At 63.9% G+C, this 15,073-nt stretch carries 15 protein-coding genes and 2 tRNA genes; 12 read left to right on the top strand and 5 right to left on the bottom strand.

Annotation, left to right across the window (positions count from 1 at the left end):
- Positions 1-216: 216 nt before the first annotated feature.
- The 6 genes from BR78_RS0110345 to BR78_RS0110375 all read left to right on the top strand — a co-directional run bounded on the left by BR78_RS0110345 (position 217) and on the right by BR78_RS0110375 (position 5,083).
- Positions 217-567 carry a hypothetical protein gene (locus tag BR78_RS0110345; protein WP_029728743.1) on the top strand — a complete coding sequence of 117 codons (351 nt, stop codon included), beginning with the start codon at positions 217-219 and terminating at the stop codon, positions 565-567.
- The gene (locus tag BR78_RS0110350) at positions 564-866 is read left to right on the top strand and encodes a hypothetical protein (protein ID WP_029728742.1); all 303 of its coding nucleotides are present in this window, start codon (positions 564-566) and stop codon (positions 864-866) included. Before BR78_RS0110345 ends, BR78_RS0110350 begins: the two co-directional genes overlap by 4 nt.
- Before the next feature lie 155 nt (positions 867-1,021).
- On the top strand, positions 1,022-1,534 hold the full coding sequence (locus tag BR78_RS0110360; protein WP_029868159.1) for a hypothetical protein: 513 nt from the start codon (positions 1,022-1,024) through the stop codon (positions 1,532-1,534).
- Positions 1,535-1,587: 53 nt separating this feature from the next.
- Complete coding sequence (locus tag BR78_RS0110365) at positions 1,588-2,106, top strand: hypothetical protein (protein WP_029868158.1); 519 nt, start codon at positions 1,588-1,590, stop codon at positions 2,104-2,106.
- Complete coding sequence (locus tag BR78_RS0110370) at positions 2,103-2,861, top strand: hypothetical protein (protein WP_029868157.1); 759 nt, start codon at positions 2,103-2,105, stop codon at positions 2,859-2,861. Before BR78_RS0110365 ends, BR78_RS0110370 begins: the two co-directional genes overlap by 4 nt.
- Positions 2,861-5,083 (top strand): hypothetical protein, encoded by a 2,223-nt coding sequence (locus tag BR78_RS0110375; RefSeq protein ID WP_029868156.1) that lies wholly within the window; start codon positions 2,861-2,863, stop codon positions 5,081-5,083. Before BR78_RS0110370 ends, BR78_RS0110375 begins: the two co-directional genes overlap by 1 nt.
- Positions 5,084-5,439: 356 nt before the next feature.
- Here the strand turns inward: BR78_RS0110375 and BR78_RS21715 are convergent, their stop codons facing one another.
- From BR78_RS21715 to BR78_RS0110395, 4 genes are all read right to left on the bottom strand, one after another.
- Complete coding sequence (locus BR78_RS21715) at positions 5,440-6,363, bottom strand: STM4504/CBY_0614 family protein (RefSeq protein ID WP_029868155.1); 924 nt, start codon at positions 6,361-6,363, stop codon at positions 5,440-5,442.
- 25 nt (positions 6,364-6,388) lie between these two features.
- On the bottom strand, positions 6,389-7,915 hold the full coding sequence (locus tag BR78_RS20940; RefSeq protein ID WP_049813647.1) for a DUF6538 domain-containing protein: 1,527 nt from the start codon (positions 7,913-7,915) through the stop codon (positions 6,389-6,391).
- Positions 7,916-8,005: 90 nt separating this feature from the next.
- A tRNA-Ala gene (locus BR78_RS0110390) sits at positions 8,006-8,081 on the bottom strand.
- 86 nt (positions 8,082-8,167) lie between these two features.
- Positions 8,168-8,485, bottom strand: coding sequence for a TIGR02300 family protein (locus tag BR78_RS0110395; RefSeq protein ID WP_029868153.1), 318 nt, complete (start codon positions 8,483-8,485; stop codon positions 8,168-8,170).
- A 100-nt stretch (positions 8,486-8,585) separates the two neighbouring features.
- Here BR78_RS0110395 and aroA point away from each other — a divergent pair, with 100 nt between their 5' ends.
- The 5 genes from aroA (at position 8,586) to BR78_RS0110420 (ending at position 13,172) form a co-directional block, all read left to right on the top strand.
- Positions 8,586-9,911 (top strand): 3-phosphoshikimate 1-carboxyvinyltransferase, encoded by a 1,326-nt coding sequence (aroA, locus tag BR78_RS0110400; protein WP_029936415.1) that lies wholly within the window; start codon positions 8,586-8,588, stop codon positions 9,909-9,911.
- 8 nt (positions 9,912-9,919) lie between these two features.
- Positions 9,920-10,549, top strand: coding sequence for a (d)CMP kinase (locus tag BR78_RS0110405; RefSeq protein ID WP_029936416.1), 630 nt, complete (start codon positions 9,920-9,922; stop codon positions 10,547-10,549).
- Positions 10,550-10,842: 293 nt separating this feature from the next.
- On the top strand, positions 10,843-12,555 hold the full coding sequence (rpsA, locus tag BR78_RS0110410) for a 30S ribosomal protein S1 (RefSeq protein WP_029936417.1): 1,713 nt from the start codon (positions 10,843-10,845) through the stop codon (positions 12,553-12,555).
- A 168-nt stretch (positions 12,556-12,723) separates the two neighbouring features.
- On the top strand, positions 12,724-13,002 hold the full coding sequence (locus BR78_RS0110415) for an HU family DNA-binding protein (RefSeq protein ID WP_029936418.1): 279 nt from the start codon (positions 12,724-12,726) through the stop codon (positions 13,000-13,002).
- Between the two features lie 83 nt (positions 13,003-13,085).
- Positions 13,086-13,172, top strand: a tRNA-Leu gene (locus BR78_RS0110420).
- 7 nt (positions 13,173-13,179) lie between these two features.
- On the opposite strand, the gene BR78_RS0110425 is transcribed toward BR78_RS0110420, so the two are convergent.
- Positions 13,180-13,413, bottom strand: coding sequence for a hypothetical protein (locus BR78_RS0110425; RefSeq protein WP_029936419.1), 234 nt, complete (start codon positions 13,411-13,413; stop codon positions 13,180-13,182).
- Positions 13,414-13,596: 183 nt separating this feature from the next.
- Between BR78_RS0110425 and BR78_RS0110430 the strand changes: the two genes are divergently transcribed.
- Positions 13,597-15,054 carry an ABC transporter substrate-binding protein gene (locus tag BR78_RS0110430; RefSeq protein WP_029936420.1) on the top strand — a complete coding sequence of 486 codons (1,458 nt, stop codon included), beginning with the start codon at positions 13,597-13,599 and terminating at the stop codon, positions 15,052-15,054.
- Positions 15,055-15,073: the final 19 nt, after the last annotated feature.

Here is a 15,073-nt window from a genome sequence, read left to right on the forward strand (position 1 = left end):
TCGGCAGCCGATATTGGCACCATGGCAGGGGTTAGCGAGGACACGGCGCTACGCTATCTCCGCAAGCTGGCGAACATCGGACGGGTTGAACTCAGCAAGGCCGGTCGCTGCACCCTGTACGCATGCCCGCCCCATCTGGCTGAGCGCACCTTGGCCATTCTCGCTGCGAAACCTGTGCCCTCCTGAATACAGGCGAGGGCCATCTATCGAAAATTCATGTCACTTCAATCGCAACACAGAAAGAGCACCATGACCGTTTGCCCGGTTGATACAGACCGGCTCTCCCACCCCGGCGCAGCCGATTACTTCACCCGCAACCCCCATCGCATGGCAGCCGTTCGCGCCATGCTCGACCTGCTCTCCATTCCGTTTCCGGTGTGGGCTCAGCGGGACATCAGTGGTCGTGCCGCTGCCAACCGCAACATGCTGGCTGCATTCCGGTCGGATAATCCTGAGACGCTGCATCAAGCCACGGTGCGAAAGCACGGGGAGCACACAACTCGCCTCGCCAAGCCAAGCGATCCGCTGGCGTGCGCCCCCATCGACACGTCGTTCCTCGATACGTGATCGAACTTCCGTTCACCCCAACCACGCCGGGCGAGGCAATGCTGGCCACCTACCTGCGCGGCAAGCCGGGGCGTCTCCCGGTTCTCCAATCCATTATCGATCGGCTCGACCCGGACGGGGCCGTGGGCGACCGTGCGCGCTACTACATCGTGCGGAGCAACTTCCGTCGTGCGGTGCTGCGGGGCGCGCTCATCGCGCTCGGCTTCACCCTGCCATCATGGTCCAAAGAGACCGCAGCCGCAGCCGAGGCCAATGCTCGCTTCGTGGCCGATTATCGCCAGCGCCCGCATGCACGCTGACCCACTGGCCGCCAAGGCGATAGCCAAGCTGCGGGCCATGGGCCTGTACGACTTGCCACCCGTCCGCTCCCCGTTCGCGCCGCACTCCACGACCGATTTTTACCCACTCGACGCGAGGCCATGCGCCCGCGCTCACACCACCTCCAAGGACTGAAATGACCACTACCAAAATCACCGCAGCACAGGCCTCCGCTGCCCTCGCGCAGATCAGCGCAGATCTTGTCCAAGCCGAACAGGACTTGGCACTCCTCGAACGCCTCAAATCTGCTGGCGACCGAGTAAAGCGCCTCACCGCCGACCGAGCGAAGGCCGTGGGCGACCGTGACACCGCCCTGGCTGTCGAACGCAAGGCTCGAGAGGATGCCCGCTTCAAGGACCTGAGCGACCTTCGCGTAGTCGAAGTCGGGAAGACGGACGAAGGCGTCCTGCGTTCCGCGTGGACGATCAACTATACCCGCATCGCTTACGACATGGACAGTGGCCGCAACGTGCCCCAGCCGGTGGCCATTAGCGGGTTCGGTGGTCTCCCCGACAACGTGTTCGCCCTCCTCATCGAACAGCACCCGGATCGCATCCCCGCGAAGATCATGGCGCTTGCCCCGAACGATCCCAAGGAAGCGTTCGCCCGATACTTCCGGGGCCTCACCCGTGGATTTATCGCAGCGTGACAGCGCGGAGCGAATGGCGGGCACGCCAACGTAAGATTGCCGAAGCGAAAGGCATGACGCTCAAGCAGTTACGAGAGGCGCAGCCGCGCAGGGATCAAGGCGACGCTGCTTTCCGACCGGCCCCGACAGCAGATCAACAACCCTACAGCCCATGGCCGCGAACTTTGGAGGAATTGAAGGATCGCTGCCTAGAGTACGGCGTCGCCGCTTTCATCGAATGCCAGTGGATGTGCGTCGAGCGCTGGCTGTGGGGCGCAACAGACCCCGAGGGAATCACCTCGCTGGATGAGACGCGAAGTTCAGTGTCGCTCATCCGAGCATATGAGCGGGTGCTCCTCGGCTTCCCTCCGCTCGCTGAACAGCCCTCCCGCGACCCGATCTACTATCGCCTATCCCATGAGGAGCAGCAGAAGGCCCAGCGATTAGCCGATGCGGCACGCCTTAGTTGGGATCGCGCAGGACGCCCTCACCTCACTCCCGACCGGACGAAACTCGTCTTTCAGATCGTCACTAGCTCGCCAGCTTGGCTCGTCCGCCACGCCAACAAAACGACCAAACAGGAAACCGAATGACCCTTACCGTTAAGCAGCGGGCGAAGATTAACGCCGCCCTCTGCCTGATCCACGACAGCGGGCACGACGCCAGCGCCATCACCGCCATGGCTCGCAGCATGATTGGCGTCGGCACGGACCCCCGAAGCGCTTACACGCAAGCCTTAAACACCTTTGCCGATACGAACCCCGGCATGCTTCCGGCGCTCTCCAAGGTGGTCGGGCTGGTTGAGGCTAGCGATGACGCCACCGTAGCGCAGTACGATGCTGCACTGTCCAGCTACATCCAGAGCGGCGATGACAGTGCTGTGCGGGCGCTCGCCCCAATGATTGCGCAGGATATGGCAACACTTGCTGCCCGCACTGGCGAGCCGGCACCGGAGTTCAGCCCGGAGTTTCAGGAGGCGGTCGCTGCCGCCCCACCCCAACAGGCTGTCGAGCACCGCACCAGCACCTTCGCTTTCGACATCCAGACTGCGCCTGAGACGTTCGCCGGACGACCCGTCGTCGGACGGGACACCGATGGCTCTCCCATGGTCCGCACCAGCAGCCAGATTTCAATGGGCGGCGGTGCCACAGGCATGGTCGCTCCGAAGGCGCAGCGGGAATGGGCCAGCGCGCCCTACGTCGGCCCGCTTTCGGCCTCCAAGGCTATGCCCGCGATGCCCACGGATTTCGCCGCCGCCAAAGAGGCCGCCCGCCTAGCTGTGAATGGCGGCCATGGCACGGGCACATTCGGCAAACCCGTCCTTCCAGCAACGCCGCAGGCGGCCTGATGGCCACTGGCTTCGACAGTCGGCAAGTAACGCGGCAGAGCTTCGCGTTCGAGGGCGCTAAGCCTTCGCAGGCCCGCCCCGCCGCCAATGGGGCCAGTGCACGGGCTCAGATCGTGGGCGGGCAGAGCGGCGGCGGTGTAGTCGTCGCTGGCCCGCAGACCGATCCCGGCCCCGTAGCGGGCCAGCTCGGGCAGTTCTTTGAAGGGCTCATGCAGCCCTACATCGAGCGCAAGCAATCGGAGAAGTTCTTCGAAGGCTTTACGATGGCGCAGGAGGGCATCGCCCTAGAGGAGCTTAACAACTCCGACAGCACCGTTAAGACGATCTTCGGCCCAACTGCTTTCGAGCAGGGCGCGCAGTTCTTCACGGCGAAGACCACGCTGGATCAGTGGACGCAGGACCGGTACGCGGACATGGACCGGCTCAAGACGCTGGACCCCAAAGAAGCAGCCAAGGAGCTTGCGGCCACTTCCCGGTCCCTGATGACCAAGGACCCGTTTGCCAATCAGATGATCCAAGCCGGGCTGATCGAGGCCACCGGCCCGCTGATGAACGCGGTCGCCAAAGCTCGGTACGCCTACGGGCAGGAGCAGGCCATCAACGCTTGGACCGCCTCGGGCAAGTCCGGCGCCGGTGCATTGCAGGCTGCTGCCTCCGCGCAGGCAGTCACGGCAGGCCCCACCGAGGGGCCGAGCAGCGCGCTCATTCAGCAGAGCCAGGCCTTCCTTGGCGGGATGGTCAAGCCAGAGGGCATGGACGACGAGACGTACCGCAAGGGCCTCTACAACTTCATGCGCGGCGCTATGCAGGATGGGAACTTCTATGCCGTCAGCCTGATGCGCAAGGCCGGTATCGATAAGATATTCGGCGAGGATGAGCAGGTGAAGCTGGACGATGCTCAGCACCGCTACGGCCAAAGGGCCATGGAGGACGCCTCTATCAGCCTGCTTGTCGAGGACATGGCAGATTACGAGGAAGCGCGGGCGACGAGTAGCATGTCCTCGCTGGACGCCACCAATCGGCTCATGGCCATGAATGCCAAGGTCAAGCGCTTCACGGGGCTTGAGGAAGACCTGTTCGACTTCACCGATATGAAGGGCGAAACCCGATCGCTAATGGAATTAGCTGTCGCCAATTGGTGGCGCAAAAAGCAGCGCGATTGGCAGAAAGAGGACCGCGCATACGCACGCCAGACCGCTATCGAGGTTGCTGAACGCGACAACCGCGAAGCTGCGGCGGCGTCCGGCATGGCGTGGGCTAGCGGCGACGTAGAGGCGGCCATTGCGCAAGGGATCGAGGCCAAACATTTCAATCGTCTCGCTCTGCGCGACTTCCGCAATGGCGATTACCGAGGCCTCGCCCGTGCTTTCACCGTTGGCCACTACACCTCCACGGCTGTCAAGAACGACATCCAAGGCGCGGTTAAGGGCTCGCTTGAGGAGCAGTACGGCAAGAACTTCGGCAGAGCCTTCCAGACTTGGCAGGGCATGATGCAGGTCAATCCCGGCATGACCTCCGAATACTACGGCGAGTACCACGAGAAGATGCGCGCGTTCGGCACTCTGGCTAAGACGGTCGGACCCGAGGCAGCTTACCGGCAAGCCTTTGGCGACCCCGCCCGCTATAGCTCGGCAACGGTTCCTCCCGCGCTCCGCAAGGAAGCCGACGAAGCCGTGGCCGCTGCGGTCATGTCCAAGCAATCCGCATGGTACAACCCGTTCGGAACCCGCTACTCGCCGCAGGCCATCCGCGTAATGCAAAACTTGGTGCGGGAGCGTGTGGCCCTCGGGCTCCAGAACAGCGACACTCCGTCATCCACTTTGGCCCCCGAGGCTATGAACGCGGCCTTGTCGGATGGCTCGCTACAGGTCGCCGGTGGCGAGGCATGGCGGGCAGCGCCGGGCACCAAGCCCTTCCGCGTCCAACTCGGCCTACAGCAGGATGAGGCGGACGCAGTGTTCCGCGCACAGGTGGACTTCCGCCTGCGTCGTGCGGGCTCGAAGTCTGGCATCAACTCGACGCTCGACATCAACTATATCGACATGCCCAACGGCCAGAAGGCTCTGCACGTTATCGGCAGGGATCGAGAGGGCAACTCCCGAAACATACTCATCCCCATGCAAGCGTTCAGGGAAGAGCACGCACAGCGTCTGCGGAACAACCGCCCGCTTTCTGCCACCGAGCGCGAGAAGATGCGCAGGGAAACTTACTTCCGCAGATAACAACTAGGCAGGCTTCGTTCCCACTGGGGCGGGCCTGCCATTTCGCCAGAGGCCCCGATGCAAGAAAGACCCTACACCGTCGCCCAACTCGCCGCCTATTGGCAGTGCAGCGACACATTCATCTACGATAGGATCAATGCGGGGAGCTTCGCGCCTTCAAGCTCGGCGGCAAGCTCTGGCGAGTGAGTGCTGAGGCAGTAGAGGAATATGAGAGCCGGGCGCAGATCTGTGGCCGAGCCAACGGATAGCAACCGCTTTGCCATTCCCTCATGGAGCCGAGAACGGTCGTTGAGCAGCGCGCGAGACTACCGAAGGAAACGGACGATTAAGACGATCCGGCGAGCAATCCCCCACGCTCAGGCGTTCGCGGCCCCGACAAGAAACACGATTTTACTCGCCGCAAGATGCAAAGCGTATGCCGCAACGAAAGCTGGCACGCCCTTGGGAACAGCCCCTTGGCCGTGCGAGGCATCGTTGTCCCGTATCTTTGGCAACCCCGATTGCAGCGTGGCCACCAGTTGGTCGAACGAGGCATCGAGATAATCGGGCCAGAGCGAGTGGGAACGCGCCACCTTTATTAGATCCGAGATGCGTGCACCCTTCTGATACTCCCATCCCTTCTTATCAAAGATGGATTTGAACGTGCTTTCCAAGGAATTAGCAGCCATGGCTACGGCTTGCCGATGCTCACCGCGACGATAGTGCTGATGCGCCGTCAAAAATTCGTCCCGAGGCCCGTCGAACTCGCGACCTGTTAGCAACGACAAAGCGGGCTTAACCACCTCAGCGTGAATAAACTGACTATCCACGCGAATGACCTGTTCCTCTTCAAATTGATAACCAACCCCAGCCTCTCGCAAGCGATAATTAACTTCGTCCAGCGCGGCTTCCTGTTCGACTTCCACGCCCCATTGCTGACGAAAGAAGTGCTGATTATCTTGGTTAACCACAATTATTGAAAAGCATAATAGCTCTAGTAAGTCGATCCAATCTTCGGTTGAACAACCTGACATATATGTAATGACGCGATCACCTGAAGTACGGGCGTTACCAAGCGCATAAGACCCCTTTTCCCGACAGAAGATATTTTCAATTTCAACCCAACGGGGATTTTCGGAGGTTGTATATCCGTAACTAGCTGCCATCCCTAGCGCCTCGATCGCAATTTGGCTTATCTGGACACGAAGTGGCTGAGGAATGTCCGTGTACTGATAGACATCTTCGACACCCGACTTTGCCAAATCGGCCGCGCGCTTCGAAAATAGCTCCCAAATCGCCATTGCATCCCCCTCGCGTGGTCGCCGCTTAACGCAGAACCTTAAGGCCCGGCACCTTATAGAGCTTCATTCCCTCGACAAGTTGGTGCAAGCTGTATCCGCTGCCGTACTCATCGGCCACATCGCCGGGACTATGGCCCATTATCTGTCGCTGGACGCCTTCAACGATGCCAGCATGGCGGGCGTAGTCCTTGAACGTGTGGCGGAAGGAATGGAACACTAACCGCTTGTCGGTGATGCCTACAGTCTTGCGAAGATACGGGCCAAACCACTCGCCCCACTTGGCTGTCAGCCGCCCATAGATGTTCGGCTTGAGCAAAGGGAACAAGCGCGCTTGCTTCACCTTCTTGGCCGCCTCAACAAAAGCCACGAAGCCAAGCCGTTGTAGCTCCGGATGAACAGGCACTACCCGTTCGCTGGCCGCGTTCTTGAGCTTGAGATTATCTTCATCGTCCTCGCGGATATGGATGAACCACGCCGAGCGTTCCTCGCCGGTATCGTCGGGATAGCGCTCTAGCTGCACGTCCACCGGGCGAAGCTGGCCAAGCTCCTCAAGACGGGCACCCGTGAACAGCGCCAGCAGGGGCAGCCAATATGCGGCCTCGCCCCTACCCTGCGTTGGCCGCGCCTCCTCCGAATAGACCGGGCTGGAGAAGATCGCATTGAGCGAGCCGATGTCGAAGGGCTTACGCTTGTTTTTCGCGGCATCTGTGTTGAGCACACGGACGCCCTTGGCAGGGTTGCCCTCGCGATAGTCGTTGTCCTCGGCCCACTGGAGGAGCGTCTGGAGCCGGGATAGCTTCATGTTGGTGTTTGCGGCGGTGTTGTCGGCGATCAGGCTATCCTTGAAAGACAGCACATCCTTGCGGGTAATCTGGTCAACGGGCTTCTTTCCCACCCGTTCATAGAACCAGCGGACCACACCCCGATGGGTGTCGATACCCTTTTGCACGACCTTTCGCTCAGCCGCCCACAGATCGACAATGGTGGGATCCAGCATGACGCCGGGGATTTCCTCGACCTGCTTTGCGGACGCGCCCTGCGGGGCCTCTCCGGGCGATTTAGGCGGGGTTTCATCGTGCCGGTCCCGCTGCTTCCGCCTGCGATATCTGCCACGGTACCGGTCGCGTTCCTCACGGGCATCCCTCAGCAGTCGGGCCGCAGGATGATCGGGCGGCAAGGCCGCTTCCCACTCGACCGCCTCCTCCCACGCATCATCCTGAGCGATGGCCAGCCGCCCCTCTGCAGCTTCGTGCTCTAGCTGCCGTTCAATTGCCTCCTGCGACATCCCCGCGAACGGATCGAGCCCGTTCATCGGCTGAGAAGCTGATGAAGGATTGGAGGGCACGACGCGGCCAAGACTGGCTAGCGCCTCATCTAAGAGCCGATCTGTTTCTTTGGTTTTGTCGGGAATGAGCCGCTTGGCGGTGTCCCGATCCTTCGTGCCGAGCGATACCATCCACTCCCGGCGACCCCCAAAAAATGGGCGCAGTTCAGCGGGCACCACACGGCGAAAATAGTAGGTGGAATTGCGCTTGGCGAGGAACGTACACATGGCTCTGCGTCCTATTACAAATGTAACAGCCGCCTGTAAAAAGCCTAGGTTTTCCGCGAGTTTAGCAGCTTTTCAACTGCTTAGGGGGAATGGTGGAGCCGAGGGGGATCGAACCCCTGACCTCTGCAATGCCATTGCAGCGCTCTCCCAGCTGAGCTACGGCCCCAAACCCCGGGAAGACGGGCCCATTAGAAGGGCTCCGCGGGTTTGGCAAGGACGCTTTTCGCATACGCCCTTGCCGCACCGATTTTCTTACTGCTCGTCCTCGTCGCTGCTCGTCTCGACGCCGAGATCGTCGTCGCCGCCCAGATCGACATCGTCGTCGGGGGACGGCTCCTCGTCCTCGGCGATGTCCAGATCTTCATCGCCCAGATCGGAATCGGCCGCCTCCGGCTTGGGAGCCGCCTTGACCGCTTCGAAGGGCATCGGCTGCTTAGACTTGAGAATCGGCTCGGGCTCCCACGAATAGGAGCAGCTGATGCACGTGACGGGCTCGTCCTTGGTCAGATCGTAGAAGCGCGTTCCGCACTTCGGGCACGCGCGCTTGGTGCCCCATTCCGGCTTCACCATGTGTTGCCTCTTGCCTTTCAAAATATCGTGATTTCGGGTGTGACCCGGAAAGTGGGGGGCGCCTTGCCATGACGCAAGGCGGCTGTCAAAGCCGCGCGCGATGTCGCACGCTCCATCCCGCCCCCTCGCCGTTTCCGCCCGCGGTCCGCTGCGCGGCACCGTCACCGTCCCAGGCGACAAATCGATCAGCCATCGCTCGCTGATGTTTTCGGCGCTGGCGGTGGGCGAGAGCCGGATCGAAGGGCTGCTCGAAGGCGAGGACGTACTCGCCACCGCCGCGGCGATGCGGGCGATGGGCGCCGATATCGAACGCGGCGGCGACGGCGTCTGGCGCGTTCACGGCGTCGGCGTCGGCGGGTTGCTCCAGCCGCAGGGCGCGCTCGACATGGGCAATTCGGGCACGTCGACCCGACTCCTGATGGGACTCGTCGCCAGCCACGCGATCACTGCGACCTTCACCGGCGACGCTTCGCTCTCCAGCCGCCCGATGGGGCGCGTGATCGAGCCGCTTTCCCGGATGGGCGCGGACATCACCTCGTCGCCCGGTGGGCGGCTGCCGCTGATGGTGCGCGGGATCAACCCCGCGGTGCCGATCGAATACACCCTCCCCGTCGCTTCGGCGCAAGTGAAGTCGGCAGTGCTGCTCGCCGGGCTCAACACCCCCGGTATCACGCGCGTGATCGAACCGGTGCCGACACGCGATCATAGCGAGCGGATGCTGCGCGGTTTCGGCGCCGAATTGACCGTCGAGGATGGCCCGAACGGCAAGATCATCTCGATCACCGGCGAGGCGGAGCTGAAGCCGCAGCACATCAGGGTGCCGGGCGATCCCTCCTCCGCGGGCTTCTGGATGGTCGCGGCGTCGATCGTGCCGGGCTCGGAGATCCTGATCCGCAACGTCTGCATGAACCCCACGCGCACCGGGCTGATCACTGCGCTCAAGCTGATGGGCGCCGATATCGTCGAGGTCGACGCGCGCGAAGTGGGCGGCGAAGCAGTGGCCGATCTGCGCGTGCGCCATGCGCCGCTGAGCGCGATCGAAGTGCCGCCCGAGCTCGCCCCGAGCATGATCGACGAATATCCGATCCTGTTCGTGGCGGCTTCGTTTGCGCAAGGTCGCACCGTGGCGCGCGGCGCGCACGAGTTGCGCGTCAAGGAATCGGATCGGATCGCGACGATGCGCACCGCGCTCGAAGCCGCCGGCGTCCGCACCGAGGAATATGAGGACGGGCTGGCGATCCAGGGTTCGGGCGGTGAGCCGCTGCCCGGCAACGCGCCGGTCGCCTCGAAGTTCGATCATCGAATCGCGATGAGCATGACCGTTGCCGGACTCGGCGCCGCGCAGCCGATCACGATCGACGATGTCGGCCCGGTCGCGACCAGCTATCCCGATTTCTTCCAGACTCTCGAGTCCCTTGGACAATAGTGCGTAGCATGCTCATCGCCGTCGACGGACCCGCCGCCTCGGGCAAAGGCACCATCGCCCGCGCACTGGCGCGCCATTACGGACTGCCGCATCTCGATACCGGCCTGCTCTATCGCGCCGTCGCCGCGACGGTCCTGCGTGGAGGGCTCGATCCGGCTTCGGCGGCGGATGCAGTCGCGTCCTGCGGTTTCGAGGACGGACTGCTTGACGATCCCTGGCTGCGCACCGACGAGGTCGGCAAGGTGGCATCGGTGGTTTCCGCCCACCCGGGGGTGCGGGCGGCATTGCTCGATCACCAGCGCAAGTTCGCGCGGCAACCCGGCGGGGCAGTGCTCGACGGACGCGACATCGGCACGGTGATCGCGCCCGATGCCGACGTGAAGCTGTTCGTCAAGGCGACCCCCACGATCCGCGCGCAGCGGCGCCACCTCGAGTTGCGCAAGCAGGGCGCCAATACCAGCCTCGACAGGGTGCTGGCCGACATCCGCGCCCGCGACGAGCGCGATTCGCACCGCTCCGAAGCACCCATGCGGCAAGCGGAGGACGCAGCGGTGCTCGACACCAGCTTCCTGTCGATCGACGCCGCCATCCAGCGCGCGATCGTTCTGGTGGAGGCGCGAACCGCCGCCGCGCGCTGAATTCAGCCGACCGGCAGAGTGACTTCGCCGCCCTCGCCCGGCCGGGCAGCTTGCCTCTCGGGCCCGGTTCGGCTAAGGGGCGCGCGTCCTGCGGGCAATTGCTCGCGGAGGTATGGCGCGAAGAGACGAGTCTCGCGCGCCCTTTTCGCACTTTACCGCGTCTGGTCCTCCGCCTGTTTTCGTCCGCTCGGATGCCGCGACCGGCATTCGGCCGCCGTGGCAATTTCGGCCTTTCAAGACCGCCGGATTCAACCGGCCGGCCGGAAAAACGTTAAACGGGAACTGACCCTCTTATGGCCACTACGGCAAACCCCAGCCGCGACGATTTCGCGGCGCTCCTCGAACAAACTCTCGGCGGCGCAGAAAGCTTTGAAGGCCGCGTCGTCATCGGCACCGTCACCGGCATCGAGAACGACCTCGCGGTCATCGACGTCGGCCTGAAGTCCGAAGGCCGCGTGCCGCTGCGCGAATTCGCAGCGCCTGGCCAGAAGGCAGACCTCAAGATCGGCGACGAAGTGCAGGTCTATGTCGACCGCGTCGAGAACGCCAATGGCGAAGCGATGCTCAGCCGCGACCGCGCCCGCCGCGAAGCCGCCTGGGACAATCTCGAAACCGAATTCGCCAAGACCGCACGCGTCGAGGGCGTCATCTTCGGCCGCGTCAAGGGCGGCTTCACCGTCGACCTTTCGGGCGCGGTGGCCTTCCTGCCCGGTTCGCAGGTCGATATCCGTCCGGTGCGCGACGTCACGCCGCTGATGGACATCCCCCAGCCCTTCCAGATCCTCAAGATGGACCGCAAGCGCGGCAACATCGTCGTGTCGCGTCGCGCGGTGCTCGAGGAGACCCGCGCAGAGCAGCGTTCGGGGCTGATCCAGTCGCTGGCCGAGGGCCAGGTGATCGACGGTGTCGTCAAGAACATCACCGATTACGGTGCGTTCGTCGACCTGGGCGGCATCGACGGCCTGCTCCATGTCACCGATCTCAGCTACAAGCGCGTCAACCATCCGAGCGAAGTGCTCAACATCGGTGACACGGTGAAGGTGCAGATCATCCGCATCAACCGCGACACGCAGCGCATCAGCCTCGGCATGAAGCAGCTCGAGAGCGATCCGTGGGATGGCGCCGCCGCCAAATATCCGGTCGGCGCGAAGCTCAGCGGCCGCGTGACCAACATCACCGAATATGGTGCGTTCGTCGAGCTCGAGCCGGGCATCGAAGGCCTGGTCCACGTCTCGGAGATGAGCTGGACCAAGAAGAACGTCCATCCGGGCAAGATCGTCTCGACTTCGCAGGAAGTCGAAGTGGTCGTCCTCGAGGTCGATGCCGAGAAGCGTCGCATCTCGCTGGGCCTCAAGCAGGCGCAGAACAATCCGTGGGAGGCCTTCGCGGCCGCGCACCCGGTCGGCACCGAAGTCGAGGGCGAAGTCAAGAACGCCACCGAATTCGGCCTGTTCATCGGCCTCGACAACGACGTCGACGGCATGGTCCACATGTCGGACATCGCCTGGGGCATCTCGGGCGAGGACGCACTCAACCTGCACCGCAAGGGCGAGACCGTGAAGGCGATCGTGCTCGCGATCGAGCCCGACAAGGAGCGCATCTCGCTGGGCATGAAGCAGCTCGAGCGTGGCGGCCCCTCGGCCGCGGCGATTGCGGGTGGTGCCGACAAGCTCAACAAGAACGCAGTCATCACCGTCACCGTTCTCGAAGTCCGCGACGCGGGCCTCGAGGTCCAGGCGGGCGACGACGGCGCGACCGGCTTCATCAAGCGCACCGATCTCGGCCGCGACCGCGACGAGCAGCGTCCGGAGCGTTTCCAGGTCGGCCAGAAGTTCGACGCGATGGTGACTGGCTTCGATCGTTCGAAGAAGCCGACCTTCTCGGTCAAGGCGATGCAGATCGCCGAAGAGAAGCAGGCCGTCCAGCAGTACGGCTCGTCCGATTCGGGCGCGTCGCTGGGCGACATTCTCGGCGAGGCCCTCAAGGCCCGCAACGAGAAGAACTGATGCGGTCGGGGAAGCGGTTTCGGCCGCTTCCCCCCTCATTTCAGAAATAAATGCCCTAAACTGTTAATCTTCGGGTTGATGCAAGTTGCATAAGGGCGCTAGAGCAACCCCTGTCAGCGTAGCCGCGGCGGACCGTCCGCAGTCCGCTTGCGCCAAGGGAGGGTGCGGATGATCCGTTCGGAACTCGTGCAACTGCTGGTCGATGAAAACCCGGGCCTCGCGGCACGCGAGGTCGAGAAGATCGTCTCGGTCTTCTTCGACGAGATCGTCGGCCGCCTGACCGAGGACGGCCGCGTCGAGTTGCGCGGCTTCGGCGCCTTCTCCACCCGCGCCCGCGACGGCCGCACCGGCCGCAACCCGCGCACCGGCGAAACCGTGGAAGTCGCGCCCAAGCGCGTGCCCTATTTCAAGCCGGGCAAGGAAATGCGGGTTCGCCTCAACGTCTGAACCCCATCAAAGCCATCCAGCACGCAAATGAGGCCGGAACCGCTTGACGGTTTCGGCCTCATGCGCTTGGCAAGAAGGCACGTGCGGACGTGGCGGAACCGGTAGACGCCGGAGACTTAAAATCTTCTGCCCCACGGGGCGTGCGGGTTCGAGTCCCGCCGTCCGCACCAGGCCCGATCAGGGGCTGTCGGGGTCGTCGTCGTCGGTCGCGATGATGATGGCGCCCGCGACGATCGCGGCCAGACCAACGATCGCAATGATGGGGCCGCCGCCCAACTCCGACTCATTCTCCGCCGCAGTCGAGGCACGAAGCGAGAGCTTCGATGCCGAGCCTTGTGCGGCGAGCGCCGGCGTAGTCGCCAGCGAGAGTGCGGCCATCGCGGTCGCAACTTGTCCCAGGATACGCGCCATCGAACTAGTCCTCGAAATGGGGGGAGAACGAGGAAACCTTCAACTTGGACGCAAGTTCCCCGCATTCGCTGCAATGCGGCGAATGGAGAGCAAGCGCATCCCGCCAGGAGGAACGGAGAGGGTTGGCAGCTTGCTGTCCGGACCATACACCGCCTTTGTCTCCCACCGGTGGAAACCGCCCGCATGAATCGCTCCGCCTTAGCTGTCTTGCTCGCCCTGGGGCTGGCGGCCGGCGGGTGCAACGGCGGACAGCGCAAGGACGATTCGCCGGTGGTGGTGAGCGCCATCGGCGGCGAGGCGCAACTAGCCGATCCGAGCGCCGGGCCGCTCGACCCGGCCGAGCGCGTGCTGATGGGCGCGACTGCGCAGGGGCTGGTGCGGTTCGACGCCGCCGGCCAGATCGAGCCGGGGCTCGCCGAGCGCTGGATCGTCATCGACGACGGACGCAGCTACATCTTCCGCCTGCGCGAGGCCTATTGGCCAGACGGCACGCCCGTCACTGCGGCGCAGGTGATCCGCGTCCTGCGCCGCGCTGCCGCGCCCGACGGCCGCAACCCGCTGGCGCCGTTCCTCACAGTGATCGACGAGATCGTCGAGATGACCCCGACGGTGATCGAAGTGCGCCTGAAGCGGCCCCGCCCCGACCTGCTCAAACTGTTCGCCCAGCCCGAGCTGGCGGTGTTCCGCACCGGCACGCTCGACGGCAGCGGCCCCTTCCTTGCCCGGAAGATCCCGCACGGCTTCCTGCTGCGCCCCGCGCCCGATCCCGCCCGGCAGGACAATGCCACGCCCGAGCCGGAGGAAACCGTGCAGCTCTATGGCGAGCGCGCCGCATTGGCGCTCGCGCGCTTCAAGGCGGGCGAATCCGACATGATCCTCGGCGGCACCTTTGCCGACTGGCCGCTCCTCGAGCCGGCCAAGGTTGCGCCCGCCAATCTTCACGTGGACCATGCGATCGGGCTGTTCGGGCTCGCTATGGTCCATCGCCGCGATTTCCTGGCCGATGCCGCGAACCGCGCCGCGATTGCGATGGCGATCGATCGCGCGGCGCTGACCCAGCAGCTCGACGCGGATTGGGCACCGATGGAAACGCTGCTGCCAAGCAAGATCGATTCGGCGGCGCCGCCTGCCCAGCCCAGCTGGTGGACAGCGCCTATCGAGGCGCGGCGCGAGACGGCACGCGCACGAGTCGCCGGCTGGCGACAAGCGCATCCGGAGCCGCTGACGCTGCGCATCGCATTGCCCCCCGGCCCCGGCGCGACTCTGGTCTGGGCGCATCTGGCGCTGGCGATGCAGCGGATCGGGATCGAGCCGAGGCGCGTGGGCATCGGCGACCCGGCAGACCTGCGGCTGATCGACGCGGTCGCGCCCTATGACAGCGGCCGCTGGTTCCTGAATACCGCCTGCATCGCCTGTTCCGACGAGGCAAGGGCACTGATCGACGCCGCCCGCGACGCCCCGGACCTCGCTGCCCGAGCGCAGCGCATCGCCGAGGCCGATGCCGCACTCACCGCGGATTCCTCTTATATTCCAATCGCTCAACCCCTACGTTGGTCGCTCGTCGCGCTGCGGCTCGACGCCTGGCAGCGGAACACGCGGGCATGGCACCCGTTGAACCACCTGCGAAACGAGACGGAGTAGGTTGTGGCGAAGACGGAGC

The sequence above is a fragment of the Sphingomonas sp. UNC305MFCol5.2 genome, from assembly GCF_000712135.1.
Classification (GTDB): domain Bacteria; phylum Pseudomonadota; class Alphaproteobacteria; order Sphingomonadales; family Sphingomonadaceae; genus Sphingomonas.

Coding starts and splice junctions, on each gene's coding strand:
- BR78_RS0110425 (WP_029936419.1), bottom strand. CDS start 13,413: ATGGCGCGTATCCTGGGACAAGTTGCGACCGCGATGGCCGCACTCTCG.
- BR78_RS0110345 (WP_029728743.1), top strand. CDS start 217: ATGTCACTTCAATCGCAACACAGAAAGAGCACCATGACCGTTTGCCCG.
- BR78_RS0110375 (WP_029868156.1), top strand. CDS start 2,861: ATGGCCACTGGCTTCGACAGTCGGCAAGTAACGCGGCAGAGCTTCGCG.
- BR78_RS0110370 (WP_029868157.1), top strand. CDS start 2,103: ATGACCCTTACCGTTAAGCAGCGGGCGAAGATTAACGCCGCCCTCTGC.
- rpsA (WP_029936417.1), top strand. CDS start 10,843: ATGGCCACTACGGCAAACCCCAGCCGCGACGATTTCGCGGCGCTCCTC.
- BR78_RS0110365 (WP_029868158.1), top strand. CDS start 1,588: ATGACGCTCAAGCAGTTACGAGAGGCGCAGCCGCGCAGGGATCAAGGC.
- BR78_RS0110430 (WP_029936420.1), top strand. CDS start 13,597: ATGAATCGCTCCGCCTTAGCTGTCTTGCTCGCCCTGGGGCTGGCGGCC.
- aroA (WP_029936415.1), top strand. CDS start 8,586: ATGTCGCACGCTCCATCCCGCCCCCTCGCCGTTTCCGCCCGCGGTCCG.
- BR78_RS0110415 (WP_029936418.1), top strand. CDS start 12,724: ATGATCCGTTCGGAACTCGTGCAACTGCTGGTCGATGAAAACCCGGGC.
- BR78_RS0110360 (WP_029868159.1), top strand. CDS start 1,022: ATGACCACTACCAAAATCACCGCAGCACAGGCCTCCGCTGCCCTCGCG.
- BR78_RS0110395 (WP_029868153.1), bottom strand. CDS start 8,485: ATGGTGAAGCCGGAATGGGGCACCAAGCGCGCGTGCCCGAAGTGCGGA.
- BR78_RS0110405 (WP_029936416.1), top strand. CDS start 9,920: ATGCTCATCGCCGTCGACGGACCCGCCGCCTCGGGCAAAGGCACCATC.
- BR78_RS21715 (WP_029868155.1), bottom strand. CDS start 6,363: ATGGCGATTTGGGAGCTATTTTCGAAGCGCGCGGCCGATTTGGCAAAG.
- BR78_RS20940 (WP_049813647.1), bottom strand. CDS start 7,915: ATGTGTACGTTCCTCGCCAAGCGCAATTCCACCTACTATTTTCGCCGT.